23 protein-coding genes and 1 tRNA gene are annotated in these 26,180 nt (G+C 67.9%); 14 read left to right on the top strand and 10 right to left on the bottom strand.

Features of this window, described 5'->3' with window-relative positions; all coding sequences use genetic code 11:
* The first annotated feature begins 234 nt into the window (after window positions 1–234).
* From cls to PY257_RS08710, 4 genes are all read left to right on the top strand, one after another.
* Entirely contained in the window at window positions 235–1,698 is a 1,464-nt protein-coding gene (gene cls / locus PY257_RS08725; RefSeq protein ID WP_275740981.1) for a cardiolipin synthase, read from the top strand.
* Between the two features lie 259 nt (window positions 1,699–1,957).
* Window positions 1,958–3,886, top strand: coding sequence for a SurA N-terminal domain-containing protein (locus tag PY257_RS08720; protein ID WP_275740979.1), 1,929 nt, complete (start codon window positions 1,958–1,960; stop codon window positions 3,884–3,886).
* 51 nt (window positions 3,887–3,937) lie between these two features.
* Window positions 3,938–4,013, top strand: a tRNA-His gene (locus PY257_RS08715).
* Window positions 4,014–4,330: 317 nt separating this feature from the next.
* Window positions 4,331–4,525 carry a hypothetical protein gene (locus PY257_RS08710; RefSeq protein ID WP_275740978.1) on the top strand — a complete coding sequence of 65 codons (195 nt, stop codon included), beginning with the start codon at window positions 4,331–4,333 and terminating at the stop codon, window positions 4,523–4,525.
* Between the two features lie 15 nt (window positions 4,526–4,540).
* On the opposite strand, the gene PY257_RS08705 is transcribed toward PY257_RS08710, so the two are convergent.
* From PY257_RS08705 to prfB, 4 genes are all read right to left on the bottom strand, one after another.
* Window positions 4,541–6,367 (bottom strand): monovalent cation:proton antiporter-2 (CPA2) family protein, encoded by a 1,827-nt coding sequence (locus PY257_RS08705; protein WP_275740977.1) that lies wholly within the window; start codon window positions 6,365–6,367, stop codon window positions 4,541–4,543.
* A gap of 42 nt (window positions 6,368–6,409) precedes the next feature.
* The gene (locus tag PY257_RS08700) at window positions 6,410–7,423 is read right to left on the bottom strand and encodes a class 1 fructose-bisphosphatase (RefSeq protein ID WP_275740976.1); all 1,014 of its coding nucleotides are present in this window, start codon (window positions 7,421–7,423) and stop codon (window positions 6,410–6,412) included.
* A 28-nt stretch (window positions 7,424–7,451) separates the two neighbouring features.
* Window positions 7,452–10,163 (bottom strand): aminopeptidase N, encoded by a 2,712-nt coding sequence (gene pepN / locus PY257_RS08695; protein ID WP_275740974.1) that lies wholly within the window; start codon window positions 10,161–10,163, stop codon window positions 7,452–7,454.
* A gap of 39 nt (window positions 10,164–10,202) precedes the next feature.
* Window positions 10,203–11,307 (bottom strand): peptide chain release factor 2 gene (gene prfB, locus PY257_RS08690; protein ID WP_275740972.1). Its coding sequence is split into 2 segments (ribosomal slippage): window positions 10,203–11,225 and window positions 11,227–11,307, totalling 1,104 coding nucleotides; the frame shifts between segments, so codons are not numbered across the junction.
* 189 nt (window positions 11,308–11,496) lie between these two features.
* On the opposite strand from prfB, the gene PY257_RS08685 reads away from it, so the two are divergent.
* From PY257_RS08685 to plsY, 3 genes are all read left to right on the top strand, one after another.
* Window positions 11,497–12,576, top strand: coding sequence for an aldo/keto reductase (locus PY257_RS08685; RefSeq protein WP_275740970.1), 1,080 nt, complete (start codon window positions 11,497–11,499; stop codon window positions 12,574–12,576).
* A gap of 4 nt (window positions 12,577–12,580) precedes the next feature.
* Window positions 12,581–13,075: a Cys-tRNA(Pro) deacylase gene (gene ybaK, locus PY257_RS08680; protein WP_275740968.1), complete on the top strand. Its 495-nt coding sequence runs from the start codon at window positions 12,581–12,583 to the stop codon at window positions 13,073–13,075.
* A gap of 89 nt (window positions 13,076–13,164) precedes the next feature.
* Window positions 13,165–13,791 (top strand): glycerol-3-phosphate 1-O-acyltransferase PlsY, encoded by a 627-nt coding sequence (plsY, locus tag PY257_RS08675; protein WP_275740965.1) that lies wholly within the window; start codon window positions 13,165–13,167, stop codon window positions 13,789–13,791.
* Window positions 13,792–13,869: 78 nt separating this feature from the next.
* On the opposite strand, the gene PY257_RS08670 is transcribed toward plsY, so the two are convergent.
* From PY257_RS08670 to PY257_RS08660, 3 genes are read right to left on the bottom strand one after another with little or no spacing between them, the layout of a single operon-like run.
* A complete protein-coding gene (locus tag PY257_RS08670; protein ID WP_275740963.1) occupies window positions 13,870–14,859 on the bottom strand; it encodes an HD-GYP domain-containing protein in 990 nt (329 codons plus the stop codon).
* 6 nt (window positions 14,860–14,865) lie between these two features.
* Window positions 14,866–15,519, bottom strand: coding sequence for a retropepsin-like aspartic protease family protein (locus PY257_RS08665; protein WP_275740961.1), 654 nt, complete (start codon window positions 15,517–15,519; stop codon window positions 14,866–14,868).
* A 43-nt stretch (window positions 15,520–15,562) separates the two neighbouring features.
* Window positions 15,563–16,048, bottom strand: coding sequence for a YajQ family cyclic di-GMP-binding protein (locus tag PY257_RS08660; RefSeq protein WP_275740959.1), 486 nt, complete (start codon window positions 16,046–16,048; stop codon window positions 15,563–15,565).
* A 43-nt stretch (window positions 16,049–16,091) separates the two neighbouring features.
* Between PY257_RS08660 and PY257_RS08655 the strand changes: the two genes are divergently transcribed.
* Window positions 16,092–17,228 carry a UDP-N-acetylmuramate dehydrogenase gene (locus PY257_RS08655; RefSeq protein WP_275740957.1) on the top strand — a complete coding sequence of 379 codons (1,137 nt, stop codon included), beginning with the start codon at window positions 16,092–16,094 and terminating at the stop codon, window positions 17,226–17,228.
* Window positions 17,229–17,371: 143 nt separating this feature from the next.
* Here PY257_RS08655 and ppnP read toward each other — a convergent pair whose 3' ends face one another.
* From ppnP to PY257_RS08640, 3 genes are all read right to left on the bottom strand, one after another.
* Window positions 17,372–17,692 carry a pyrimidine/purine nucleoside phosphorylase gene (gene ppnP / locus PY257_RS08650; RefSeq protein ID WP_275740955.1) on the bottom strand — a complete coding sequence of 107 codons (321 nt, stop codon included), beginning with the start codon at window positions 17,690–17,692 and terminating at the stop codon, window positions 17,372–17,374.
* A 280-nt stretch (window positions 17,693–17,972) separates the two neighbouring features.
* A complete protein-coding gene (locus PY257_RS08645; RefSeq protein WP_275740953.1) occupies window positions 17,973–18,656 on the bottom strand; it encodes a glycine zipper 2TM domain-containing protein in 684 nt (227 codons plus the stop codon).
* A 90-nt stretch (window positions 18,657–18,746) separates the two neighbouring features.
* On the bottom strand, window positions 18,747–19,157 hold the full coding sequence (locus PY257_RS08640; protein WP_275740951.1) for an arsenate reductase: 411 nt from the start codon (window positions 19,155–19,157) through the stop codon (window positions 18,747–18,749).
* A 48-nt stretch (window positions 19,158–19,205) separates the two neighbouring features.
* Here PY257_RS08640 and folC point away from each other — a divergent pair, with 48 nt between their 5' ends.
* From folC to gltX, 6 genes are all read left to right on the top strand, one after another.
* Entirely contained in the window at window positions 19,206–20,540 is a 1,335-nt protein-coding gene (gene folC / locus PY257_RS08635) for a bifunctional tetrahydrofolate synthase/dihydrofolate synthase (protein ID WP_275741072.1), read from the top strand.
* A gap of 10 nt (window positions 20,541–20,550) precedes the next feature.
* Window positions 20,551–21,396: an SPOR domain-containing protein gene (locus tag PY257_RS08630; protein ID WP_275740949.1), complete on the top strand. Its 846-nt coding sequence runs from the start codon at window positions 20,551–20,553 to the stop codon at window positions 21,394–21,396.
* Window positions 21,397–21,410: 14 nt separating this feature from the next.
* Window positions 21,411–21,899 carry a CvpA family protein gene (locus PY257_RS08625; RefSeq protein ID WP_275741071.1) on the top strand — a complete coding sequence of 163 codons (489 nt, stop codon included), beginning with the start codon at window positions 21,411–21,413 and terminating at the stop codon, window positions 21,897–21,899.
* A gap of 64 nt (window positions 21,900–21,963) precedes the next feature.
* On the top strand, window positions 21,964–23,472 hold the full coding sequence (gene purF / locus PY257_RS08620) for an amidophosphoribosyltransferase (protein ID WP_275740947.1): 1,509 nt from the start codon (window positions 21,964–21,966) through the stop codon (window positions 23,470–23,472).
* Window positions 23,473–23,499: 27 nt separating this feature from the next.
* A complete protein-coding gene (locus PY257_RS08615; RefSeq protein WP_275740945.1) occupies window positions 23,500–24,720 on the top strand; it encodes an O-succinylhomoserine sulfhydrylase in 1,221 nt (406 codons plus the stop codon).
* Window positions 24,717–26,123 carry a glutamate--tRNA ligase gene (gene gltX / locus PY257_RS08610; RefSeq protein WP_275740943.1) on the top strand — a complete coding sequence of 469 codons (1,407 nt, stop codon included), beginning with the start codon at window positions 24,717–24,719 and terminating at the stop codon, window positions 26,121–26,123. Before PY257_RS08615 ends, gltX begins: the two co-directional genes overlap by 4 nt.
* Window positions 26,124–26,180 lie beyond the last annotated feature (57 nt).

Below are 26,180 nucleotides of genomic sequence, written 5' to 3'. Positions count from 1 at the left end.
AAGCGCCATGCCATGCGCGGGCGCTGTGCTGCGCATGGGTGCAGCGCATGCCCGCAGCCCAATGCCGGCGCGGGTTCGCGGCAGGCCTGCGGCGCTGCAGCATGCGCGGCCCGCGCCCGCCGGGGTGTGCCGTGCGCTGTACCGCGCAACAGTGCGGTGTTCCGTTGCGGAACAGCCGTGCGGGTCATGCGCGCCGGTAAGATGGCCGGCGTCGTCCCCACCTCCAGCCCCACGTTGCCGAACGTTCTCGCCTACCTGCCCCGCGACGAAGTTTTCACCGCACTTTCCGTGCTCTGGGGCGCGTATGTCGTCGTTCTGGCGGGCTGGATCGTGCTGCAGAAGCGCTCGCCCGAGGCCACGATGGGCTGGCTGCTCGCGTTGGCGGCGCTGCCCTACGTGGGCTTCTTCATCTACTACTTCTTCGGCCCGCAGCGGCTCAGGAAGCAGCGCCTGCGGCGCCTGCGCAGCCAGGCATCGCTGCAGGGCCAGCGCGACGTGCGGGCCCTGCGGCAGGCAGGCGCCGCGCAGGCGCTCGATGCGCGCCACCAGTTGTGGCAATTGGTCCAGTTGGGCTTCGTCACGGGGGAGTACCCGGTGGCCACCGCCGAGCGCGTGGACCTGCTGGTGGGCGGCGCGGCCACGTTCGATGCCATCTTCGACGCCATTCGCGCCGCGCGCCACCACGTGCATGCCGAGTACTACATCTTCGAGCCCGACCGCATCGGCACTGCGCTGCGCGATCTGCTGATCGCCAAGGCGCGCGCCGGCGTCACCGTGCGCCTGCTGGTGGACGCGCTGGGCTCGCAGCGCCTGGGCTGGCGCTTCCTGCAGCCGCTGCGCGACGCGGGCGCGCAGGTGGCGCTGTTCCACAGCGTGCGCATCGGCCGCCGCCTGCGGCCCGTGACCAACTACCGCACCCACCGCAAGATCGTGGTGTGCGACGGCTGCGTGGGCTTCACCGGCGGCGTCAACATCACCGACGAGGAGGACCGCCGCACCCGCGCCGACGCCTACCACGACGTGCACCTGCGCATCGTGGGCGGTGCCACGCGCAACCTGCAGATGGTGTTCCTGGAGGACTGGGTGTACGCCACCGGCATGCAGGCGGGGCGCCTGCAGGACATGCCCCGGCTGCTGCCCGAGGTGCCGCCCGGCCCGCACGCGCTGCAGATCGTGGCCAGCGGGCCGGACAACCCGTCCGAGCCCATCCACCGCATGCAGGTGGAAGCCATCCACGCCGCGCGCGAGCGCGTGTGGCTCACCACGCCGTACTTCGTGCCCACCGAGCCCGCGCTGATGGCGCTGACCAGCGCCGCGCTGCGCGGGGTGGACGTACGCATCCTCGTGCCCCGGCGCAGCGACTCGGCCCTGGTGAGCGCGGCCGCGCGCTCCTACTACGACGAACTGCTGGCCGCCGGCGTGCGCATCTGGGAATACCGCGCGCGCATGCTGCATTCCAAGACGCTGGTGGTGGACGGCCTGTGTGCCTTCATCGGCACGGCCAACTTCGATACCCGCAGCTTCCGCCTGAACTACGAGGTCTGCGCCGTGGCCTACGGCGACGCGCTCTCGTCCGCACTGGCCGCGCAGTTCGAGGCCGACCTGCGCAGCGCTGCGCCCGTGCGGCGGGACAAATCCCAGCCGCTGCCACACCGTTTGGCCGAGGCTCTGGCGCGGCTGTGCTCACCTGTGCTGTAGGCCCGGTTACTATTAAAAATGTAGCTGTAGTCGCAGGAAATACAGGCGCTGCGGGCCGATTTTGCTTGAAGCCAAACAAGCGCATAAGCTATGCGCCCATGGACAGCTTCGCCCAGCACGTGCTCGACGTTTGCGCCCCTTGGGCGCCGGTGCGCCTGCGCCGCGCCCCCGGTGTGGACCCGCATGCCGGGTGGTGTGGCAGGGCGCAACCGATAATGGCTGCCCCTATTGCTAATTGCCTCTCTGAAAGTCTGACAACATGTTCCAATCCATCCGCAAGCACTCCAGGATCGTCATGGTCTTGCTGTTCTTGCTGATCATTCCTTCCTTTATCTTCTTCGGCATCGATGGCTACAACCGCGCGTCGCAGAAGAGCGCCGTGGTGGCCCGCGTCGATGGCCAGGACATCCATCAGGATGAGTGGGACGCGGCGCACAAGGCCGAGAGCGACCGCGTCCGCGCGCAGATGCCGCAGATCGACCCCAAACTGCTCGATTCGCCCGCGGCCCGCTACGCCACGCTGGAGCGCCTGGTGCGCGAGCGCGTGCTGCTGGCTGCGGCGCATTCCGAGCGCCTGGTCACCAGCGACGCCCAATTGGCACGCAGCCTGCAGGAGATTCCGGCCATTGCCGCACTGCGCAAGCCCGACGGTTCGCTCGATGCCGATGGCTACCGTGCGCTGGTCGGCAGCCAGGGGCTGACGCCCGAAGGGTTCGAGGCGCGCATGCGGCAGGACCTGTCCGTGCGCCAGGTCATGGGTGGCATTGCCGATTCCGCCTTCGTCGCGCCCGCCCAAGCCAAGGCGGCGCTCGATGCGCTGCACGGGCGACGCGCAATCCAGGTCGCGCACTTCAGCCCCGCCGCATTCGCCGCGCAGGTGAATCCAGGCGATGCCGACATCGAGGCTTACTACACCAGCCACGCCGCGAACTTCCAGGTGCCCGAGCAGGCGTCGGTGGAATACCTCGTGCTCGATCTGGCCGCCGTGAAAAGTGGCCTGAGCGTGAGCGAGGATGAACTGCGCACCTACTACAAGGAAAACCTCGAACGCTTCGCCGGCAAGGAAGAGCGCCGCGTCAGCCACATCCTGGTCGCCGCGACCAAGGACGCGCCCGCCGCCGAGCGCGAGAAGGCCAAGGCGCGCGCCGAGGAACTGCTGGCCCAGGTGCGCAAGGCGCCGCAGACCTTCGCCGACGTGGCGCGCAAGAACTCGCAGGACCCAGGCTCTGCGCCCCAGGGCGGCGACCTCAACTTCTTTGCCCGCGGGGCCATGGTCAAGTCTTTCGAGGACACGGCCTTCGCGCTCAAGAAGGGCGAGATCAGCGACGTGGTGGCGACCGATTTCGGCTACCACATCATCGAGGTCACCGACATCAAGACGCCGCATCAGCCCAGCTTCGAGGAGCTGCGCGCGAAGCTGGAGGACGAATGGCGCACCCAGCATGCGAGCGCCAAGTTCGCCGAGGTGGCCGAAACCTTCTCCAACGCCGTCTATGAACAGGCCGACAGCCTCCAGCCCGCCGCGGACAAGCTCAAGCTGCAGATCCGCACGGCCCAGGGTGTGACGCGCGAGCCGTCTGCAGGCGCCACCGGACCACTGGCGTCCCCGCGCTTCCTCGAGGCGCTGTTCTCCGCCGACTCCCTCCAGCAGAAACGCAACACCGAGGCCATCGAGATCGGCCCCAGCCAGCTAGCGGCGGGCCGCATCGTGCAGTACGCGGCGGCGCATGCGCGTCCGCTGGCCGAAGTGCGCGACCAGGTGCGTCAGGCCCTGGTGGCCACCCGGGCCACAGAACTCGCACGCAAGGATGGCGAGGCCAAGCTGGCCGCATGGAAGGCCGCACCTGCGTCGGCGGCCATGCCGGTTGCGGTGAAGACCGTTTCGCGCGACGACCTGCAGCAGGAACCCCGAGCCGTGGTGGACGCCGCGCTGCGTGCGCCCGCATCCGCGTTGCCAGCCTTCGTGGGGGTGGATCTGGGCTCGCAAGGATATGCCGTGGTCAAGGTCGTGCGCCTGGAGCCTCCGGCGGCGCTGGCTGCAGACGCTGCGCAGCAGCAGTCGCAGCAATTGGCCCGGGCCGCCACCTCGGCGGAGGCGCTGGCGTACTATGAATGGCTCAAGACACGCGCCAAGACGCAGCTACGGGTGGACAAGCCTGCTGCGGCAACCCCCGCGCCGCGCGAGTAACGTATCTGCGGAGCATGCCAAGAAGCCCGTTATAATCACATGTTCCATGTGGTGGCTGTAGCTCAGTTGGTAGAGTCCCAGATTGTGATTCTGGTCGTCGTGGGTTCGAGTCCCATCAGCCACCCCACTTGTTAAAAGTTTAACGCCGACAAGCACTTACGTGTTGTCGGCGTTTTGCCATCATCCACTTGGGCCAGCCAGCTCCTTTTCACGGAGTTCGCTGTGAGCATCAAAACAAGTTGTGATATGGCTGCGGGCCTTGGCCACACCCGCCTGTGCCACATCGAAAGCCTCGACCTGCAGGCCCAGGCGAGCGAGCCAGACACTGTTGCGCCCTTCGCCGACGGCCACGCATAGGACGCGGCTGCCAGGCGCATCCAACTGCCGTTTCCAGGTTGAACCTAGAAACGGCAGTTGACCGCTTTGTATCCCTTGACAAGCTGCATGAAATCAAGCGTTGACGGCTTCGATGGCGTTCACCTCATAGGTGAGAGCGCTATGCACCTGCCAGCACCGCGCTCGGCGCGCCATGCGGCGTTGCTCCTCCTTGCGGGCAGCAAGCCCGCCGCGTCGTCGCGCCTTGCCTGGCACCCCGATCACGGCACCGGCAGGCGCATCCAACTGCCGTTTCCAGGTTGAATCGGCGCCAACAAATCAGGCGTCCTTGTCTGTGCGTAGCGCAGCGTCCTTTTCCTTTTTTCGCGTCGCTTGCTTGTCCTGTTCGGCCTGCAGCAGTTGCAGGAACGCCTGGCGCCCGCGGTCGAAGATGGCGCGCATCTGCGCGTCATCGTGGCTTGCCTTCATCATCTCGCGCAGCAGCCGGTCGTCATGCTCGCGAAAGCGCTGCACGATGTGCGCTGCTTCCACTGCCTCGGTGCCCAGCAGCACCAGCGCGCGCTCGGTGGCCTCCAGCGCGGAGCCGAACACCTCGCGCACCGCCGGTATGCCCACGCGCTCCAGCTCCATGGCATCGGCTCGCCCGCGCGCGCGCGCGATCATCTTCACCTTGGGGTAGCGCAGACGGATGTAGTTGGCCGTGCTGATGACCTTTTGCGCATCATTCATCGCCAGCACGATCAGCGTGGCGTCCTCCAGGCCCGCGGCCTCCAGCACGTCGGGACGGCTGGCGTCGCCATAGTAGGTGCGCCAGCCGAAGCGGCTCGCCGCCTCGATCTGGTGCGGGTCGTTGTCGATCACGGTGATGGGGATTCGGGTGGCGCGCAGTATGCGCACCATGATCTGCCCGAAACGCCCCATGCCGGCCACGATGACCTTGTTGCGCTCGTCGATGCGGTCGGGCTGGCGCTCGGCGGTGCGGCGGTAGGCGGGCGCGATCCAGCGGTCGAAGGCCAGGAACAGCAGCGGCGTGGTCAGCATCGACAACGCCACCACGGTCTTGGCCAGCGATGCCTGGGCGGCGGAGATCAGGTGGTAATCCTGGCTCTGCGTCAGCAGCACGAAGGCGAATTCGCCGACCTGCGAGAGCGAGAGCGCGAACATCCATCCGTTCTCGCGCTTGAGCCCGAAGATGCGGCCCAGCGCACGCATCACGCCGATCTTGATCAGCACGATGATCAGCGCCATGCCCCCGACCAGCAGCGGCTGGCGCATGAGCTGGGCCAGATCGAGCGACAGGCCCACGGCCATGAAGAACAGGCCGAGGAACAAGCCCTTGAATGGGTCGATGTCCACTTCCAGCTCCAGTCGGTACTCCGAATCGGCCAGCAGCACGCCGGCCATGAAGCTGCCCATGGCCATGGACAGGCCGATGCTTTCGGTCAGCAGCGCGCTGCCGATCACCAGCAGCAGCACGAACGCGATGAAGATCTCGCGCATGCCGATGGTGGCCACCCAGCGCATCAGCGGGCGCAGCAGCAGCCGCCCGGCGATCACCATGCCCGTCAGCAGCGCCGCGCCGGTGGCGATGGGGCGCCATGCGAGCAGCCGGTGGCCGCTCTCCGCAAGATCTGGTGAGAGCATGGCCAGGCCCAGCAGCAGCGGGATCACGGTCATGTCCTGGAACAGCGCGACCGAGAACGACGCCTGCCCCGGCGGCGCCACGGTGAGCTTGCGCTCGGCCAGCAGCTGCAGTGCGATGGCGGTGGATGACATCGATGCCGCCATGCCCAGCGCGACGGCGGCGGGCCAGTCGATCTTGAATGAGTGCAGCGTGACGGCGGTGGCGGTGATGGTGATGAACACCTGCAGGGAGCCCAGGCCGAAGATGGTCTTGCGCATGGACCACAGGCGCGTGGGGTTCAGCTCCAGTCCGACCAGGAACATCAGCAGCACCACGCCGAGTTCCGAGATCGACTGCACCAGGTCGGTTTCGGATATCAGCCGCAGGCCCGAGGGGCCGATGGCCACGCCGGCCACCAGGTAGCCGAGCACCGAGCCCAGCCCGATTCGCTTGAAGATGGGAACGAACAGCGCCGCCGCGCCGAGGTAGATCAGTGCCTGCAGAAGGCCATGTTCAATCATCGCTCCGAGTCTACGATGTCAAAGCTGAAGCCGGCCTGAAACTCAGGCATCGCCGGCCTGGTGGTACTGCGTCACGCGGTCGACCTCGTGTCTGGAGCCCAGCACCACGGCCACGCGCTCGTGCAACTGCGCGGGTTGGATGCCGAGGATGCGCTCGCGCCCGTTGGTGGCCGCTCCGCCGGCCTGTTCCACCAGCCAGCTCATGGGGTTGGCCTCGTACAGCAGGCGCAGCTTGCCGGGCTTGGCCGGTTCCCGCCGGTCCCACGGGTACATGAAGATGCCCCCGCGCATCAGGATGCGGTGCACGTCGGCCACCATGCTGGCCACCCAGCGCATGTTGAAGTCCTTGCCGCGCGGGCCTTCCTTGCCGGCCAGGCACTCGTCCACGTAGCGCTTCACCGGCGCGTCCCAGTGGCGCATGTTGCTCATGTTGATGGCGAACTCCCTGGTGTCCGGCGGTATCTGTATGCCTTCTTGCGTGAGCACGAAGCTGCCGTCGCGGTGGTCCAGCGTGAACATCGCCACGCCGCGGCCCAGCGTAAGCACCAGCGTGGTCTGCGGGCCGTACAGGCAGTAGCCCGCGGCCACCTGCCGCGCACCGGGCTGCAGGAAGTCGGCGGCCTGCAGCGGCGTGCCGTGCGCGGGCTTCTTCAGCACGCTGAAGATGGTGCCGATGCTCACGTTCACGTCGATGTTGCTCGATCCGTCGAGCGGGTCGAACAGCAGCAGGTAGTCGCCGCTCGGGTAGGTGGCGGGCACGGGCAGTACATCGTCCATCTCCTCGCTGGCCATGCCGGCCAGGTGGCCGCCCCAGTCGTTGGCGTCGATCAGCACCTCGTTGGCGATGATGTCGAGCTTCTTTTGCACCTCGCCCTGCACGTTCTCGCTGCCGGCGCTGCCCAGCACGCCGGCCAGCGCGCCCTGGCGGACCTCCGCGCCGATGCGCCGGCAGGCCGAGGCGACGGTTTCCAGCAGCCGCAGCAGTTGCGCGTCGAGCGTCACGCCGGCGCGCTGCTGTTCGACGAGGTAGCGGGTGAGGGGGGGGTGCTGTGCCATGGCGGGGGACTTTCTGGAAACGATGAGGTTAGTCGGCCAGCGCGCGGGAAACCACCTCGCGCACGTCATTGCTCAGGTCCGGCTTGGCCGCGATGCGGGCGATGGCTTCGCGTGCGGCATGGCGGTAGGGCTCGGCCAGCTTGCTCCAGCGGTCAAGTGCGCGCGCCAGGCGGGCGGCCACCTGCGGGTTGATGGCGTCGAGCGCCAGCACCTGTTCGCTCCAGAACACATACCCTGCCGCGTCGGCGCGGTGGAAGGCGCCGGGGTTGGCGCTGCAGTAGCTGAAGACCACGCTGCGCGCGCGGTTCGGGTTCTTCAGGCTGAAGTCCGGGTGCGCCATGAGCTGCTTGACCAGCGGCAGGATGTCGCCGCCGCGGTCGGTGGCGCCGGCCTGCAGTGCGAACCACTTGTCGAGCACCAGGGCATCGTCCTTGAACAGCGCGTGGAAGCGCTGCAGCGCCTGTGCCGCCAGCGCATGGCCGCTGCCCACCAGCGCTGCCAGGGCGTTGAAGCGGTCGGTCATGTTGCCCGCGTCCTTGAAGCGCTGCAGCGTCTTGCCGGGCCAGACCGCGTCGCCCGTGCGGCGCGCGTCCAGGCACAGGTACGCCAGGGCCATGCCGGCCAGCGCGCGGCGGCCCGAGGACACCGGGTCGGGCTGGTAGGCGCCGTTGTCATGGTGCGCTTCATAGGCCCACTGCCAGTCGGCGGCCAGCGCCTGCGCGAGCTGGGTGCGCATGGCTTCGCGCACGGCATGCACGCGCTGCGGGTCCACCACGTCGAGCTGCTCGGCGATGTAGCTCTCGGAGGGCAGCGTCAGCACCAGCTCCTTGAACGCCGCGTCGAGCGCGGGGTGGCGCAGCACGCTGCGCATGGCGTCGATGTAGGCGGCATCCAGAGGTTGCACATCAAAAGTGCCCGCAGCGCTTTCTGCACCTGCGGTGGCAGCTATCGCATTGATAGCGCTGCGCAGTGCCAGGCGCTGGCCCGCTTCCCAGCGGTTGAAAGGGTCGGCGTCGTGCGCGAGCAGGGCCAGCAGTTGCGCGTCGCTGTAGTCCACGTCGAGCACCACGGGGGCGCTGAAGCCGCGCAGGATGGAGGGCACGGGCTCGGCTTGCACGCCGGTGAAGGTGAAGCTCTCGCGCTCTTGCGTCAGCACCAGGGTGTGGGTGTCGCCCGGCGCGGCACCGCTGCCCTGCAGGTGCAGCGGCAGGGCGCGGCCATCCGGCGCCACCAGGCCCACGCGCACGGGGATCACGAACGGCTCCTTGGCGGGCTGGCCTGGCGTGGGCGGGCAGGTCTGCGACAGCGTGAGCACGTAGGTCTGTGCGGCGGCGTCGAAGGCGCCCTCGGCCTTCACGCGCGGCGTGCCGGCCTGCGAATACCAGCGCTTGAACTGCGGCAGGAGGCGCGCCAGGTCGCTTTGCGGGTTGGCGTCGGCGATCGCCTGGGCGAAGTCGTCGCAGGTCACGGCCTGGCCGTCGTGGCGCTCGAAGTAGAGCGCCATGCCCTTCGCAAAGCCGTCCTTGCCGACCAGCGTCTGCATCATGCGCACCACCTCGGCACCCTTCTCGTAGATGGTGACGGTGTAGAAGTTGTTGATCTCGATGTAGCTGTCGGGCCGCACCGGGTGCGCCATGGGGCCGGCGTCCTCGGGGAACTGCGCGGTGCGCAGCACGCGCACGTCCTCGATGCGCTTGACGGCGCGGGCGCTCTCGACGCCGGCCATGTCCATGCTGAATTCCTGGTCGCGGAAGACGGTCAGGCCTTCCTTGAGGCTCAGTTGGAACCAGTCGCGGCAGGTCACGCGGTCGCCGGTCCAGTTGTGGAAGTACTCGTGGCCCACCACCGACTCGATGTTGCCGAAGTCGGCGTCGGTGGCCGTGGCGGGGTTGGCCAGCACGTACTTGGTGTTGAAGATGTTCAGGCCCTTGTTCTCCATCGCGCCCATGTTGAAGTCGCTGGTGGCGACGATCATGAAGCGATCCAGGTCGAGGTGCAGGCCGAAGCGGCTCTCGTCCCAGGCGATGGCGTGGACCAGCGACTGCATGGCGTGCTCGGTCTTGTCGAGATCGCCCGGGCGCACGTAGACCTGCAGCAGGTGCTCGCGGCCCGAGCGCGCGGTGATGCGCTGCTCGCGCGCCACCAGCTTGCCGGCCACCAGGGCGAACAGGTAGCTGGGCTTTCTGAACGGATCGACCCATCGGGCGAAGTGGCGGCCTTCGTCGAGGTCGCCGCTGTCCACCAGATTGCCGTTGGACAGCAGCACCGGGTACGCTGTCTTGTCGGCGCGGATGGTGACGGTGTAGCTGGCCATCACGTCCGGGCGGTCGAGGAAGTAGGTGATGCGGCGGAAGCCTTCGGCCTCGCACTGGGTGAAGAAGGTGTCCTGACTCACGAACAGGCCCATGAGCTTGGTGTTCTTGGCCGGGCAGCAGGTGGTGAAGATCTCCAGCGCGAAGGGCCCGGGGCCTTCGGGCAGGTTCTCCAGCACCAGTTGCGCGCCTTCGAGCTTGAACGAGGTGCCCGCGCCGTCCACCAGCACGCGCGCGAGGTTCAGGTCCTCGCCGTCGAGCCGCAGCGCCTGCGCGGGCACTGCGGGATTGCGCCGCAGCGTCATCCGGTTGAGCACGCGGGTCTTGGCGGGATCGAGGTCGAAGCACAGCTCGACGGTGTCGATCCAGTAGGCCGGCGCCTGGTAGTCGGCGCGGTAGATGGCCTGGGCTTGTCCTTCACGCAGCATGGGGTGGTTCTCCGATGGGAAGAAAGGGTTGCTTGATTCTCATACGCCCTGCTTGAGAGAGGCTTCGATGAAGGCGTCGAGGTCGCCGTCGAGCACCTTCTGCGTGGCCGATATCTCGACGCCCGTGCGCAGGTCCTTGATGCGGCTGTTGTCGAGCACGTAGCTGCGGATCTGGTGGCCCCAGCCCACGTCGGTCTTGGTGTCTTCCAGCTTCTGCTGCTCTTCCATGCGCTTGCGCATCTCGTAGTCGTACAGGCGCGAGCGCAGGCGCTGCCAGGCCACGTCGCGGTTGCTGTGCTGGCTGCGCCCGTCCTGGCACTGCACCACGATGCCGGTGGGGATGTGCGTGAGCCGCACCGCCGAATCGGTCTTGTTGATGTGCTGGCCGCCCGCGCCGCTGGCGCGGAAGGTGTCGGTGCGCACGTCGGCGGGGTTGATGTTGATCTCGATGGAGTCGTCGATCTCGGGGTACACGAAGACGCTGGCGAAGCTGGTGTGGCGCCCGCCTGCCGAATCGAACGGCGACTTGCGCACCAGCCGGTGCACGCCGGTTTCGGTGCGCAGCAGGCCGAAGGCGTACTCGCCCTCGATCTTGATGGTGGCGCTCTTGATGCCGGCCACGTCGCCGGGGGTCTCGTCTTCCACCGTGGCCTTGAAGCCCTTGCGCTCGGCGTACTTCAGGTACTGGCGCAGCAGCATGCTGGCCCAGTCGCAGGCCTCGGTGCCGCCGGCGCCGGCCTGGATGTCCAGGAAGCAGTTGAGCGGGTCGGCCTCGTTGCTGAACATGCGGCGGAATTCGAGCGCCTCCACGTCCTGGGCCAGGGCGGCGGCATCGGCCTCGATGGCCTCCAGCGCGCCATCGTCGCCTTCCTCCTTGGACATTTCATACAGCTCGGCGCTGTCGGCCAGCCCCTGGGTGAGCTTTTCGAGCGTGAGCACCACGCCGTCGAGCATCTTCTTTTCCTTGCCGAGCTCCTGGGCGCGCTTGGGGTCGTTCCAGACCGCGGGGTCTTCCAGCGATGCGTTTACCGTGCGCAGGCGGTCGGCCTTGGCATCGTAGTCAAAGATACCTCCGGAGATCCACCGTGCGTGCGCTCAGGCTCGCAAGGGTGGTGCCGATGAGGTTGGTGCGTTCTGCGTCCATGGGGGTGTCCTGGGGGTAATGGGCAAAGCCGGGGCGACGTGCGTCCCGGAAGTCAACCGCGCATTTTCTCATGCGCCGCCGCGCGGGCGGCCCCCTGTGCGGGTTTGCCGGCGCGCGCAGCGCCTGCGCGGCGTGCGGGGCCGCCGTACACTCGCACGCATCGTTGGTTCGAGGAAAGCGGCACACGCCATGGAAAACGCACAAAAAGTCCGGCTTGGCCGCAGCGACCTGCACGTCACCCCCATCTGCCTGGGCACCATGACCTTCGGCGAGCAGGTGGGCGAGGGCGACGCCCACGCCATCCTGGAGCGCGCGCTGGCGCGCGGCGTCAACTTTCTGGACACGGCCGAGATGTATGCCGTGCCTGCGCGCAAGGAAACCTTCGGCGCCACCGAAACCATCATCGGCAACTGGTTCACCCGGCATCCCGGCGTGCGCAACAAGGTGGTGCTCGCCACCAAGGTGGCCGGCCCGTCGCGCGGCATGCCGTGGGTCCGCGAGGGCGCGGGCATGACGGCGAACGACATCGTCGCCTCGTGCGACGCGAGCCTGAAGCGCCTGCGCACCGACGTGATCGACCTCTACCAGATCCACTGGCCCGAGCGCAACGCGCCGGCCTTCGGCAGCATCTACTTCAACCCTTCCAAGGACAGGCCCGCCGAGCAGCAGACGCCGATCCTGGAGCAGCTCCAGGCCATGGACCGGCTCGTGAAGGCCGGCAAGGTGCGCTACATCGGCCTTTCCAACGAGACGCCCTACGGCGTGCACGAGTTCGTGCGGCTGGCCGAAGCCCACGGCCTGCCGCGCGTGGCCACGGTGCAGAACGTGTACTGCCTGATCAGCCGCGCGCTGGAAAACGGCCTCGACGAAACCATGTACCGCCTGGGCGTGTCCCTGCTGCCGTATTCCCCGCTGGGCTTCGGGCTGCTGACGGGCAAATACGACCAATCGGGCATCACCGGGCCGGATGCTCCCAAGGGCGCGCGCATCGCCAGCTACGAATCGGTGCGCAAGCAGCGCTGGGGCCGGCCCGAGGCGCTGGCGGCCGCGCGTCGCTACAACGCGCTGGCGCGCCGGCATGGGCTTACCCCCACACGTCTGGCGCTGGCCTTCTGCTACACCAAGTGGCAGGTGGCCAGCACCATCATCGGCGTGACCTCGCTGGCGCAGCTCGACGAAGACCTGGACGCCTGGGGCACCACCCTGTCGCCCGACTTGCTGGCCGAGATCGACGCCATCCGCTGGGAGCTGCGCGACCCCGCCCAGTGAGCACATGGCGAAGAAGGACCTGCACGTCAGCGAAACCCCCGCGACGGCTTTCCTGAAGGCGCACGGCGTGCCCTTCACGGGCCACGCCTACGACTACGTGGAGCATGGCGGCACGGCGGAATCGGCCCGGCAACTCGGCGTGGACGAGCACCGCGTGGTCAAGACCCTGGTCATGCAGGACCAGGACGCCCGCCCGCTGATCGTGCTGATGCACGGCGACCGCAAGGTGTCCACCAAGAACCTCGCGCGGCAGATCGGCGCCAAGTCGGTCGAGCCCTGCACGCCCGAGACGGCCAGCCGCCACAGCGGCTACCTGGTGGGCGGCACCTCGCCGTTCGGCACGCGCCGGGCCATGCCGGTCTATGTCGAGGAAAGCATCCTGGCGCTGCCCGCCATCCACATCAACGGCGGGCGGCGCGGCTACCTGGTGGAGATCGACCCGCGGGCCTGCGCACGGCTGCTCGGCGCCAAACCCGTGCAGTGCGCGCTGCAGCAATAGCGGCGCCGCCTGGCCGGGGCATGCGGCACGGGGGCTGGCAGAATGGCCCCCGCTTTCCATGCCAGCCGCATACACAAGAAGGAGAAGCCGTGCAGGCTCTGTACCCCGTTCTCGCCGCCGTGGCCGCCTATCTGGTGGGCTCGCTGTCGTTCGCCGTCATGGTGAGCCGCGCCATGGGCCTGGGCGACCCGCGCAGCTACGGCAGCGGCAACCCCGGGGCCACCAACGTGCTGCGTTCGGGCAGCAAGGCGGCGGCCATCGTCACCCTGCTGCTCGACGCGGCCAAGGGCTGGCTGCCGGTGGCGCTGGTGCGCTGGTTCGGCGGGCCCTGGGGCCTGGGCGAGGGCACGGTGGCGCTCGTGGGGCTGGCAGCGTTCCTCGGGCATCTGTACCCGGTGTTCTTCCGCTTCCAGGGCGGCAAGGGCGTGGCCACGGCGCTGGGCGTGCTGCTCGGCGTGGACTGGCTGCTGGGCCTGGCGGTGGTGCTGGTCTGGCTGGCGGTGGTGGCGGCCATGCGCTATTCGTCGCTGGCCTCGCTGGTGGCGGCGGCGTTCGCGCCGTTCATCTACCTGCTGGGCGCGGGCGCGGCCTGGGATGCCGACACGCCGGTGGCGGCGGCCATCGCCGCGATGGCCGTGCTGCTGGCCTGGCGCCACCGCGGCAACATCCGGCGGCTGGTCGAAGGGCAAGAGCCACGGCTGGGCAAGAAGCGCTGAAACGCTATCCAATCGATAGCTGCAGGCGCTTTATGCACCTGCGCTGGAGGCCGAAAAGGCTTGAACTTTCTTGACGCATCAGCCCTCCAGGCTGGCCCGGCCCTGCGACACGTAAAGCCCCAGCCGCACCATGGTGCGGTGGTTCAGTTCCACACGCAGGGCCACCTGCGACAGGGCGGACTGGATGTGCGGCTTGCCGTCGCTGGTATGGTGCAGGCGGGGCTGCTCGTAGGGCTCGGCATGGCTGTCGAGCAGGCTGGCGACCAGCGGCTGGTTGGCCTGGCTGCTGCGCCGCAGCACCACGGCGGTGTCGCCGTTGTCCAGCCGCACGAAGGTGCCGGGCGGGCACAGGCCCACGCTGCGCACCAGGGCGATGCCCACGGGGTCGCGCGGCTGCAGCTCGTCGCCGACGATCATGCGCACCGTGTCGGTCGCGCTGCGGCCCGGGCGTGACTTGCGCGGGCTGATCATGGCGGCGTAGCGGTCGATGAGCCCGAGCACGTAGGCCGGGCGCTGGGCCTGCGGCAGCGCGTCGTACACCGGCTTGCCGGACTGCGCGGCATGGTGCTGGGCCACGGTGTCGAGCCACAGCCCGTCGGCGATGCCGAACTGCTCCAGCATCAGCCGGCCGCGCTGCGGGTGGCTGCGGATGGCCTCCTGCTGCGCGGAGGAGGGCCGCTCGCGCTGTTCGGCCAGCACGTCCTGCAGCTCGGTCATGCCGATGTTCATGGTGATGGCCGCGCGCACCAGGCTGTCGCGCACGGCGCCGGTCATGCCGAGCTGCGGCGCCACGATGTGGCAGAGCGCCGCGCACACCAGCGCGTGCGAGGCGCTGTAGCCCACCGAGGAGGTCAGCGCGAGCTGGAACAGCAGGTAGAGCGCCGCGTCGGTGTCGTGGGTGACGAGGTCCTGCATCCAGCGGTCGAACTGGCGCACCTTGCGCGGGAATTCCTGCGCCTGCCGCGGGTGGGCCAGCAGCATAGACAGGCCCAGCTCCAGGTCGGTCCACTGGCTTTGCAGGTCTTCGTAGCTGCTGTCGTAGGTGTTGATGGGCGGGGCCGGCAGCATGCAGGATCAGTAGCGCTTCTCGAGCACCATCTGGTCGCTCTGACGGGTCAACTGGAATTGCGCGAGGAAGTTGTTGCCCAGCAGCACGTAGGGCATGGGCATGGGGGTGACGACCGCGTCCACGCCGAACAGCTCCACGTCGTCGATGCGCAGGGAGCCGAGCTTGACGGCCCAGCCCTGCGCCGTGCCGTTGGCGGTGGCCAGGCGCACCGGCGTGCCGGCGCGGAAGTCCAGGCCCATGCGCTCGGCCTCGGCCATGCCGATGGCGACGGTGGTGGCGCCGGTATCGACCATGAACTGCATCGTCTGCCCGTTGATGCGCCCCTGGTGGATGAAGTGGCCGCGGCTGTCGGCCATGAGGACGATGCGGTTGCCGCCGCCGCGGTTGCCCACGCTCACGGGCGCGTCGCCCATGCGCAGCGTGGCGCGGCTGCCGGCGATGTCCACCACCACCGCGTCGCGCCCGATCTCCAGCACCTTCACGCCCTGCAGCGACTGGCCCGCGGCCACGCTGCGCGGCGCGCCGCCGTCAACCACCAGCAGCGCCCGCTCGCGCCCCAGGATGCCCGCCAGCCCGACGCTCTGGCCCCAGGCGCTGCCGCAGGCCAGCAGCAGCAACGGCGAAGCAAGGGCCAGGAGGTGGTGCGGCGCATGGGGCATGGTAGGACGCGGGCCGCGCGGCCGGCGGGGCGGGGGAGAATGTTCAGTCCCGGAAATTGTTGAAGGATAGCGGCACGTCGGTGATTTCCTTGCGCAGCAGTGCCATGGCGCTCTGCAGGTCGTCACGCTTGGCGCCGCTGACGCGCACCGCGTCGCCCTGGATGGCGGCCTGCACCTTGAGCTTGCTGTCCTTCACCAGGCGCTGGATTTTCTTGGCCAGTTCGGCCTCGATGCCGTTGCGCACCTTGATGGTCTGCTTGACCTTGTCGCCGCCGATCTTCTGCACCGCACCCGCGTCGAGGAAGCGCACGTCCACGCTGCGCTTGGCGAGCTTGGCGCGCAGCACGTCCTCGATCTGGGTGAGCTGGAAGTCGGCGTCGCCCAAGAGGGTGATCTCGCGCTCCTTGATCTCGATGGCGGCAGAGGTGCCCTTGAAGTCGAAGCGCGTGCCGATTTCCTTGGCCGTGTTGTCCACGGCGTTCTTGACCTCGACCAGGTTGGCTTCGCAGACGGTATCGAAAGAAGGCATGGAGGGTGTTCGCCAGGGGGGGGCCGATGAGACAATGGGGTGGATGTTAGTCGAGAAAAATGTTCCGCTCCAGCCCTACAACACCTTCGGCATCGTGGCGCGCGCGCAGTCCCTGGCGCACATCGCCGCCGAGGATGATGTGCGCGCGATCGTGGACGACCCGCGCTGGCGTGGCGAGCCCCGCTTCGTGCTGGGCGGGGGCAGCAACATCGTCCTCACGGGCGACCTGCGGGCGCTGGTGCTGAAGGTGGAGATCCGCGGCCTGCGCGTGGTGGACGAGACGCCGCACGCGGTCATCGTGGAGGCTGGCGCGGGCGAGGCCTGGCACGAGGTGGTGCGCTGGACCGTCGCGCACGGTTTGCCGGGCCTGGAGAACCTGGCGCTGATCCCCGGCACGGCGGGTGCCGCGCCGGTGCAGAACATCGGTGCCTACGGCGTGGAGCTGCAGGACCGCTTCGAGTCGCTGGACGCGGTGGACCTGCTGACCGGGCGCTCCTTCACGCTCGACGCGGCGCAATGCGCCTTTGGCTACCGCGATTCGGTATTCAAGCACGCGCCCGAGGCGCAGGCCGGCGGCGCCCTGCCGCGCAACATGGGGGATGGAGCGCCCATGCTGCCGCGCAACATGGGGGATGGAGCGCCCATGCTGCCGCGCAACATGGGGTTGGCAGGGCGCGCGCTCATCACGCGCGTGCGCCTGCGCCTGCCCAGGCCCTGGCGGCCCGAGCTGGGCTACCTGGACCTGGCGCGCCGCTGCGCGCAGACGGGCATCGCCCACCCCGGTGCGCAGCAGATATTCGACTGGGTCTGCGCCATTCGCCGCGCCAAGCTGCCCGACCCGGCGGTCGTGGGCAACGCGGGCAGCTTCTTCAAGAACCCCAGCGTCACGCCCGAGCAGTGCGCCGACATCATCGAGCGCGAGCCGAAGATCGTGCACTACCCCATGCCCGACGGCAGCGTCAAGCTGGCCGCCGGCTGGCTCATCGACGCCTGCGGCTGGAAGGGCAAATCCGTAGGCAAGGCGGGCGTGCATGAGCGGCAGGCGCTGGTGCTGGTCAACCGCGGCAGCGGCGCCGACAGCGTGAGCGGTGGCGAGGTGATGACGCTGGCGCGCGCCATCCAGACCAGCGTGTACGAGCGCTTCGGCATCCTGCTCGAACCCGAGCCGGTGGTGGTGTAGCCGGCCTGCTGGTGCTGGAATTCCATATACTCCCTGGGAGTATATAATATAAGTCGGCTAATTTACTGCGCTGGAGATGAGGTGGAGGGGGGAGTATATGTTTGGGCGGTGTTCTTGCTCGCTGCCGCACGCGGGCCGGGGAATCAGCCGAAGCGGCAGATGTAGCAGTAGGGCTCGCCGCTCACGCGGATGTCGAAGCTCGGCTGCCCCGGCACGCTGAAGCGCTCGCCCACGCCCGACTTCACCCACGCATCGGCGCCCGCCAGGCGGTATTCGCAGGCACCGGCCACGCCCTCCATGACTTCCGGCGCGCCGGTGGTGAAGGTCAGCGTGGACGGCAGGATCACGCCCACGCTCTGCTGCGAGCCGTCGGCCAGCGTGAAGCCGTGGCTCACGCATTTGCCGTCGAAATACACGTTGGCCCGGGTGGTGATGGAAACGTTGTCGATGCGCTCGGTGGTCATGCGCAAACTTTGGCAGGACTTACGCAAACAAGGATGCACCAGCCGTTGCGTCCAAAGAACGCGCGTCTTGCCTGAACCCGTTCTGCATAAGTCGTTTGGGGTTGTTTGCTTCTATTTTGATAGCTGTCACCGCAGGTAGAATAAGCGCTGGAGGCCGATTTCATTGAGAAAATTCTTTCTTGCGCGGCCGCTATGCGCCTGCGATTGCAGGCCGACCCGCCAAAGGAAAAGGGGCTGAAAAAGAGGCCGCCGGGGCCCCTCGTGCTGGCCAGGCGCGCGGTCAGCGCCAGTGGCGGTGATGGTCGCCACGCGAATAGGAATAGCCCAGATCCAGCGATATGTTGGGGGGCGCATAGCCGGGTGCATAGCCGGGGGCGTAGACCACTGGCGGCGTCGCATAGGTCGGCACCACCATGCCCGGCTGCACATACATGGGCTGCTGCGACTGGTATATCGTGGGCGGTCGGCTGGAGTAGCTGTTGCCGCCATGGTCGTTGCCCGCCGCCGGCACCACCTGTACCGCAATGGTGGGGCCCGGGTCGGTCGCGGTCTGGGTGGTGTACTGGCGGCCCGCGTATTCGTACACCACGGTGTAGCCGGTGGTGCGGTTTTCATACGAGGTCTGCGTGCCGCAGCGCTGCACGTTCTGGTACTGCGGCTGGCCGTTGCCCTCGATGCGGTCGCCCGTGATGGCACCGCCGAAGATGCCCAGCGCCGTGGCCGCCGCGCGCCCGCTGCCGCCGCCGATGGCATTGCCGATAGCGCCGCCCGCGATGGCGCCCATCACCGCGCCAGCCCCCGTGTGCGGCGCTTGCGTGACCACGGTTTCCGTGTTGCAGACCTGTTGCGGAATCGCCACCTGCTGCACGATGGGCGTGGCCGACAGCACGCGGCCCTGCTCCTGCTGCGCCGCGCACAGGCCAGCAGTGGCTGCCAGCGCCGAGAAGAGAACCAGCTTCTTCATGATTGAAAACTCCTTCATGGGTGTTTAACGCGCCATGTGGGTAAAAAGTTTATCGACCTCCCATATCCGGGCCTTCAATGCGGCATAAAGTCATGTAAAGCTTTGTGCCGAGGGGGTGCGCCCTCGATTCTGCGCCCCGGTGGCCCGCTGCGCCCACTGCTGCGGCACGAAGCCCACGGTGGGTGCCTGTGCCGTGCCCGCCGGCCACTCCACGACCGGGCGCTTGATGACGCTGGGCTGGGCCTGCATGAGTGTGCTGGCGCTGGCCGCGTCGCGTACCTGGGCCTGGGTTTCGGGCGGCAGGCGGCGCCAGGCGGTGCCCTGGCGGTTCAGCAGCTTTTCCCAGCCCACGGCGGCGATCCAGGCCGCCAGCCGGTCGGCGGGAACGCCCTGTTTCTTGAAATCGTGGAATGCATGGGCCACGCCATGCTCGTCGAGCCAGGTGCGCGACTTCTTGACGGTGCTGCAGTTGGGGATGCCATAGACGATGGGGATGCTCATTTGCCGATGATCCGCCATTTCGGGCCTGCGCGACAATCACGCCCCGTGATGCATACCGAATATTCCACGCTCGACGCCTGGCTTGCGCACTGCGAGCGCCTGCACCCCCAGAACATCGCACTGGGCCTGGAGCGCGTGCGCGAGGTGGCGCGCCGGCTCGACCTGCGCTTCGACTGCCCCGTGGTCACCGTGGCCGGCACCAATGGCAAGGGCTCGAGCTGCGCCATGCTCGAAGCCATCGCGCTGCAGGCGGGCTACCGCACGGGGGTCTATGGCTCGCCGCACCTGGTGCGGTTCGAGGAGCGCTGCCGCATCCGCGGCGACGTCGTGGCCACCGCCGACCTGCTGCCGCATTTCGGCGCCGTGGAGGAAGCCCGCACGCGCGATGCATCCGTGTCGCTGAGCTATTTCGAGTTCACCACGCTGGCGATCCTGCGCCTGATGAGCCAGGCGGGGCTGGACGTCGCCATCCTCGAAGTGGGGCTGGGCGGGCGGCTCGACGCCACCAACATCGTCGATGCCGACTGCGCCATCGTCACCAGCATCGACCTCGACCACATGGAATACCTGGGCCCCGACCGCGAGAGCATTGGGCGCGAGAAGGCCGGCATCCTGCGCCCCGGGCGGCCCGCCATCGTGAGCGACCCGGTGCCGCCGCAGAGCGTGGTCGCGCATGCCGAGGCTATCGGCGCGGACCTGTGGCGCTTCGGGCGCGACTTCAACTATTCCGGCGACCAGCAGCAGTGGAGTTGGGCCGGGCGCGGGCGCCGCTACGCGGGGCTGGCATACCCGGCGCTGCGCGGCGCCAACCAGCTCGTCAACGCATCGGGCGTGCTGGCGGCGTTCGAGGCGCTGCGCGGCGTGCTGCCGGTCACGGCCCAGGCCGTGCGCACGGGGCTGGCGATGGTGGAGCTGCCGGGGCGCTTCCAGATCGTGCCGGGCCAGCCCACGCTGGTGCTGGACGTGGCCCACAACCCGCATTCGGTGGCCGCGCTGGCCGCCAATCTGGACGCGATGGGCTTCTACCCCACCACCCATGCCGTGTTCGGCGCCATGGCGGACAAGGACCTGGGCGCCATGCTGGCGAAGGTGCAGCCACTCATCGACCGCTGGTATTTCACCGACCTGCCGACGCCCCGGGCCGAATCAGCGGCGCAGCTGCTCGCCAAATGGCGGGCGGTGCAGATCGTGGCGGGCCAGCGGCGCGAGGTGCCGGCCAGCACCTATGCCGACCCCCTTGCGGCCCTGCGCGGAGCCATCGCCGCGGCGGACCCGGCTGATAGAATCGTGGTCTTTGGCTCGTTCTACACCGTGGGCGGCGTGCTGAAGGACGGGGTGCCCCGCCTCGACGCCCCGCACCTCAACGCGCAGAACAGCGCATAGACCTGCATCCATGGCATTTTTCAAGTTCCGCTGGCCTGGCGCGAAGGAGCAGGGCGACAAGCCTGCTCCCAAGGTCGCCAAAGCCCCCGCCAGGACGCACGCGGGGCCTTCGGACAGCGTGGAGCTGCTGCGTCGGCGCGCCCGCCATCGGCTGATCGGCGCCGCTGCGCTGGTGCTGATCGGCGTAGTCGGTTTTCCCCTGCTGTTCGACACCCAGCCGCGGCCCATCCCCGTGGACATTCCCATCGTGGTGCCCGACCGCAACCAGGCCATGCCGCTCGTGGCCCCGCCTGCGGTATCGGCGGCTGCGCCGGAAGTGGCGGCGCCTGCGGCCACGGTTGCCGCAGCGCCACCGGCCCCTGCGGTGGCGCCGGTGCCTCAGCCGCCTGTACCGCCGCGGGAAGAAATCGTGTCTGCGTCTGCCCGCACGGAAAGCGGCAAGGAGCCGCAGGCCGCCGTGCCGCCCGCACCGGCAACGGTGGCGCCACCCGTACTCCCCAAAGAGCCGCCTGCCGTTCCGAAGCCCGGGCCCAAGGTGCAAGACAAGCCGCCCGCCGCCACGCCTTCGCGCGACAGCAGTGCGCGCGCGCAGGCGCTGCTCGAAGGCAAGGTTCCGACGGCTGCCGACGGGCGTTTCGTCGTGCAGGTCGGTGCGTTCAGCGACCAGGGCAAGGCGCGCGAAGTGCGGCAGAGGGTTGAAAAAGCGGGTCTCAAAACCTATACGCAGACGGTCGAAACCAAGGACGGGCCGCGCACGCGGGTGCGCGTGGGGCCGTTCGCCACGCGCGCCGAGGCCGACCGCGCCGCGTCGCGGATCAAGGGCTTGGATTTGCCTGCCGCGATCCTCGCGTTGTAGCCTTGGCCCCCCGCATGTCGGCGCTGGATTGGGTGTTCGTGGCGGTTCTGCTGGCCTCCATGCTGGTGGGAGCGTGGCGGGGCTTGGTGTACGAGGTGCTGTCGGTGCTGGGCTGGGTCGTGGCCTTCGTGGCGGCCCAGTGGCTGGCGCCGCGGGTGGCGGAGTGGCTGCCGATGGCGGAGTTCGACGAGACACTGCGCCATGCCGCCGGCTTCGTGCTGGCGTTCGTGGCGGTGCTGTTTGCATGCGGCTTTCTCGCATGGGTCGGCAAGCGGTTGATGGAGGTGATCGGATTGCGGCCTGTGGACCGCACCCTGGGCGCCGCGTTCGGTATCCTGCGCGGCGTGGTGCTGCTGCTGGCAGCGACGGTTCTGGCGCAGATGACGCCGTTGCATGCCAGCGCGTGGTGGCGGGAGTCAAAAGGGGCGCCCGTGCTTGCGGCGGCGCTGAAGAGTCTGAAGCCGGCATTGCCGGAAGAGTTCGGAAGGCATCTTCCTTCGTGAAGCTTTGCCTTGGATGGTGTCCCCGCCCCGTCGCGGCGGGCCTTCCGGGGTGGGATGGAAACCTATGTGTGGAATCGTTGGCGTTGTCAGCAGCGCGCCTGTCAACCAATTGATCTACGACGCCTTGCTGCTGCTGCAGCATCGCGGGCAGGACGCCGCGGGCATCGTGACGCAGCTCGGCCACAAATTCTTCATGCACAAGGCCAAGGGCATGGTGCGCGACGTGTTCCGCACGCGCAACATGCGCGCGCTGCCGGGCAACGTGGGGCTCGGCCAGGTGCGCTATCCGACTGCGGGCAACGCCTACAGCGAGGAAGAGGCCCAGCCGTTCTACGTCAACGCACCGTTCGGCATCGTGCTGGTGCACAACGGCAACCTGACGAACGCCCAGGCGCTGCGCGCCGAGCTGTTCTCCACCGACCATCGCCACACCAATACCGAGAGCGACTCCGAGGTGCTGCTCAACGTGCTGGCGCACGAGCTGGAAAAAGCCACGCGCGGCGTGCCGCTGCAGGTGGACGATGTGTTCGCCGCCGTGCGTAGCGTGCATCGGCGCATCAAGGGCTCGTATGCGGTGGTCGCGCTGATCGCGGGCCATGGCCTGCTGGCGTTCCGCGACCCGCACGGCATCCGGCCCCTGGGCCTGGGGCGCTGCAACGACGGCACGGTGATGGTGGCCAGCGAGTCGGTGGCGCTGGAAGGCACGGGACATGTGTTCGAACGCAACATCGCGCCGGGCGAAGCCGTGTTCATCGGCCTCGACGGCACGGTACATGCGCAACAGTGCGCGGACAAGGCCAGCCTCACGCCGTGCATCTTTGAATTCGTCTATCTCGCAAGACCCGACTCCGAACTGGACGGCATCTCGGTCTACCAGGCACGGCTGAACCTGGGCGAAACCCTGGCCAAGCGCGTGATCTCCACGGTGCCGCCGCAGGAGATCGACGTGGTGATCCCCATTCCCGAATCGAGCCGGCCCAGCGCCACGCAGCTTGCCCACCTGCTGGGCATTCCGTACCGCGAAGGCTTCGTGAAGAACCGCTACGTGGGCCGCACCTTCATCATGCCGGGGCAGGGCGTGCGCAAGAAGTCGGTGCGCCAGAAGCTCAACGTGATCGGCAGCGAGTTCAAGGGCCGCAACGTGCTGCTGGTGGACGACTCCATCGTGCGCGGCACCACCAGCCGCGAGATCGTGCAGATGGCCCGCGATGCCGGCGCGCGCAAGGTCTACCTGGCCAGCGCGGCGCCGCCGGTGCGCTACCCCAACGTCTACGGCATCGACATGCCGACCGAGACCGAACTGGTGGCCCACGGGCGCACGGTGGAGGAGGTGCGCGCCATCATCGGCTGCGACGCGCTGATCTACCAGGATGTGGAGGGCATGAAGAAGGCCATCGGTTCGCTCAACCCGCAGCTCGACGGCTTCGACGCTTCCTGCTTCGATGGCGTGTACGTGACCGGCGACATCACCGCCGGCGACATCGCGCGGCTCAACCAGGGCCGCGTGGGCGCCACGGAGGAGGGCGACGAAGACACCTCCCGCCTGGCACTCCCGAACGCCGAGGCAGCCTGACGCCACCCATACCACAAGGCTTGTCCCGTGACCGACGACCATACCCTTCCCCCGGGCCTGCACCGCGAAACGCTGGCGGTGCGCGAGGCCATGCCGCGCAGCGTCTATGGCGAGAACTCCGAGGCGCTGTACCTCACGAGCAGCTTCGTGCAGCCCGATGCCGAAACCTCGGCCCGCCGCTTCGCCGGCACCGAGGACGGCTTCACCTACACGCGCACATCCAACCCCACGGTGGCGAGCTTCGAGCGCCGGCTGGCGGTGCTCGAAGGTACCGAGGCCGCCATCGCCGCGTCGAGCGGCATGGGCGCCATCCTCATGCTCTGCATGGGCTTGCTGAAGGCCGGCGACCACGTGGTGTGTTCGCGCTCGACCTTCGGCGCGACCATGAGCCTGATCGGCAAGGAGTTCGCCAAGTTCGGCGTGGAATCGACCTTCGTCTCGCAGACGGACGTGGACGCCTGGCGCGCCGCCGTGCGGCCCAACACCCGCCTGCTGTTCGCCGAAACGCCGACCAATCCGCTGACCGAAGTCTGCGACATCGCCGCGCTTGCGGACATTGCGCATGCGGCGGGCGCCTTGCTGGCGGTGGACAACTGCTTTTGCTCCCCGGCCCTGCAGCGGCCCGCGGAATACGGCGCGGACCTCGTCATCCATTCGGGCACCAAATACCTCGATGGCCAGGGGCGGGTGCTGGCCGGCGCCATCTGCGGCCCGCGCAAGTACATCGTGGACGTATTCGCCGCCACCGTGCGCACAGCGGGCATGGCACTCTCGCCGTTCAACGCCTGGGTGGTGCTCAAGGGGCTGGAAACACTGTCGATACGCATGCAGGCGCAATGCGCCAACGCATTGCAGCTCGCGCGCTGGCTGGAGGCGCACCCCGCCATCGCCCGCGTGTACTACCCGGGCCTGGAGTCCCACCCCCAGCACGCGCTGGCCATGCGGCAGCAGGGCGGCATGGGTAGCGCGGTGCTGTCTTTCGACGTGAAGGCCGATGGCGTGGATGCATTGCGCCGCGCAGCGTTCCATGTGATCGACAGCACGCGCGTATGCAGCATCACCGCGAACCTGGGCGACACCAAGACCACCATCACACATCCGGCGACCACCTCGCACGGACGGCTCACCGAGGTCCAGCGCCAGGCGGCGGGCATCGGCCAGGGGCTGATCCGCGTGGCGGTCGGGCTCGACCATATCGACGACATCAAGGCCGATCTGCTGCGCGGTCTGGATACCCTCAGCGCATGACACAACAAAAAATCCGCACCCGCTTCGCCCCGTCGCCCACAGGATTCATCCACCTTGGCAATATCCGCTCGGCGCTCTACCCCTGGGCTTTCGCCCGCTCCACGGGTGGCGCCTTCATCCTGCGCATCGAGGATACCGATCTCGAGCGCTCCACCCAGGCGGCCGTGGATGTGATCCTTGAAAGCATGCAATGGCTGGGCCTGACGCCAGACGAAGGGCCGTACTACCAGATGCAGCGCATGGACCGCTACAAGGAGGTGCTGGCGCTGATGCAGGCGCAGGGCCTGGTCTATCCCTGCTACATGAGCGTGGCCGAACTCGATGCGCTGCGCGAACGCCAGATGGCCGCCAGGCAGAAGCCGCGCTATGACGGCACCTGGCGCCCAGAGCCCGGCAAGGTTTTGCCCGCTGTTCCCGCTGGTGTGCAGCCGGTGCTGCGCTTCAAGAACCCGATGGCGGGCGTCGTGGCGTGGGACGACAAGGTCAAGGGGCGCATCGAGATCCACAACGAGGAACTCGACGACCTCGTGATCGCGCGGCCCGATGGAACGCCGACCTACAACTTCTGCGTGGTGGTGGATGACATCGACATGGCGATCACGCATGTGATCCGAGGCGACGACCACGTGAACAACACGCCGCGGCAGATCAACATCTTCCGCGCCCTCGGCAAGGAGCCGCCCGTCTACGCCCACCTGCCCACCGTGCTCAACGAGCAGGGCGAGAAGATGAGCAAGCGCAACGGCGCCAAGCCGGTGACGCAGTACCGCGATGAGGGCTATCTGCCCGACGCGATGATCAACTACCTTGCGCGCCTGGGCTGGAGTCATGGCGATGACGAGATTTTTTCGCGCACGCAGTTCCTGCAGTGGTTCGATCTCGACCATCTTGGAAAAAGTGCCGCGCAGTTCGACGAGGCCAAGCTGCGCTGGGTCAATGCGCAGCACATCAAGGCAATGGGCGATGACGAACTGGCTGTGCTGGCGAGCGCAATCCTGGTGCGCCGCGGTTTCTCTGCGGATGTGCTCGCGGACGGGCGGCTCCCACGCATCTGTGCCTTGTTCAAGGATCGTTGCGAGACGACGGTGGCACTGGCGGACTGGGCGGCCATCTTTTATGGTGCGGCGATAGCGCCCACGCAGGAAGACCGCGAGAAGCACATCACTGCGGCCATCGCGCCGGCACTGGATGCGCTGGCTGCGCAACTCGCAGTAGGCACATGGGACAAGCCATCGATCGCCGCGGCGATCAAGACTGTGTTGGCGGAACATGGCTTGAAGATGCCGCAGCTTGCAATGCCCGTGCGTGTACTGGCCATGGGCACGCCGCACACTCCGTCGGTCGATGCGGTCATCGAGCTCATCGGACGAGAAAAAATCTTGGAAATATTGCGGAGCCGCTGAATATCTGTCTATAATTCAAGGCTCAGGAGTTGGCGGCCGAGCGGATTCGCAGGGTCG

Origin of the sequence: Curvibacter soli, from assembly GCF_029211125.1 — a bacterium.
In the GTDB taxonomy this organism is placed as follows: Bacteria; Pseudomonadota; Gammaproteobacteria; order Burkholderiales; family Burkholderiaceae_C; genus Curvibacter_A; species Curvibacter_A soli.
This window is presented reverse-complemented; position numbering and strand designations above follow the sequence as displayed.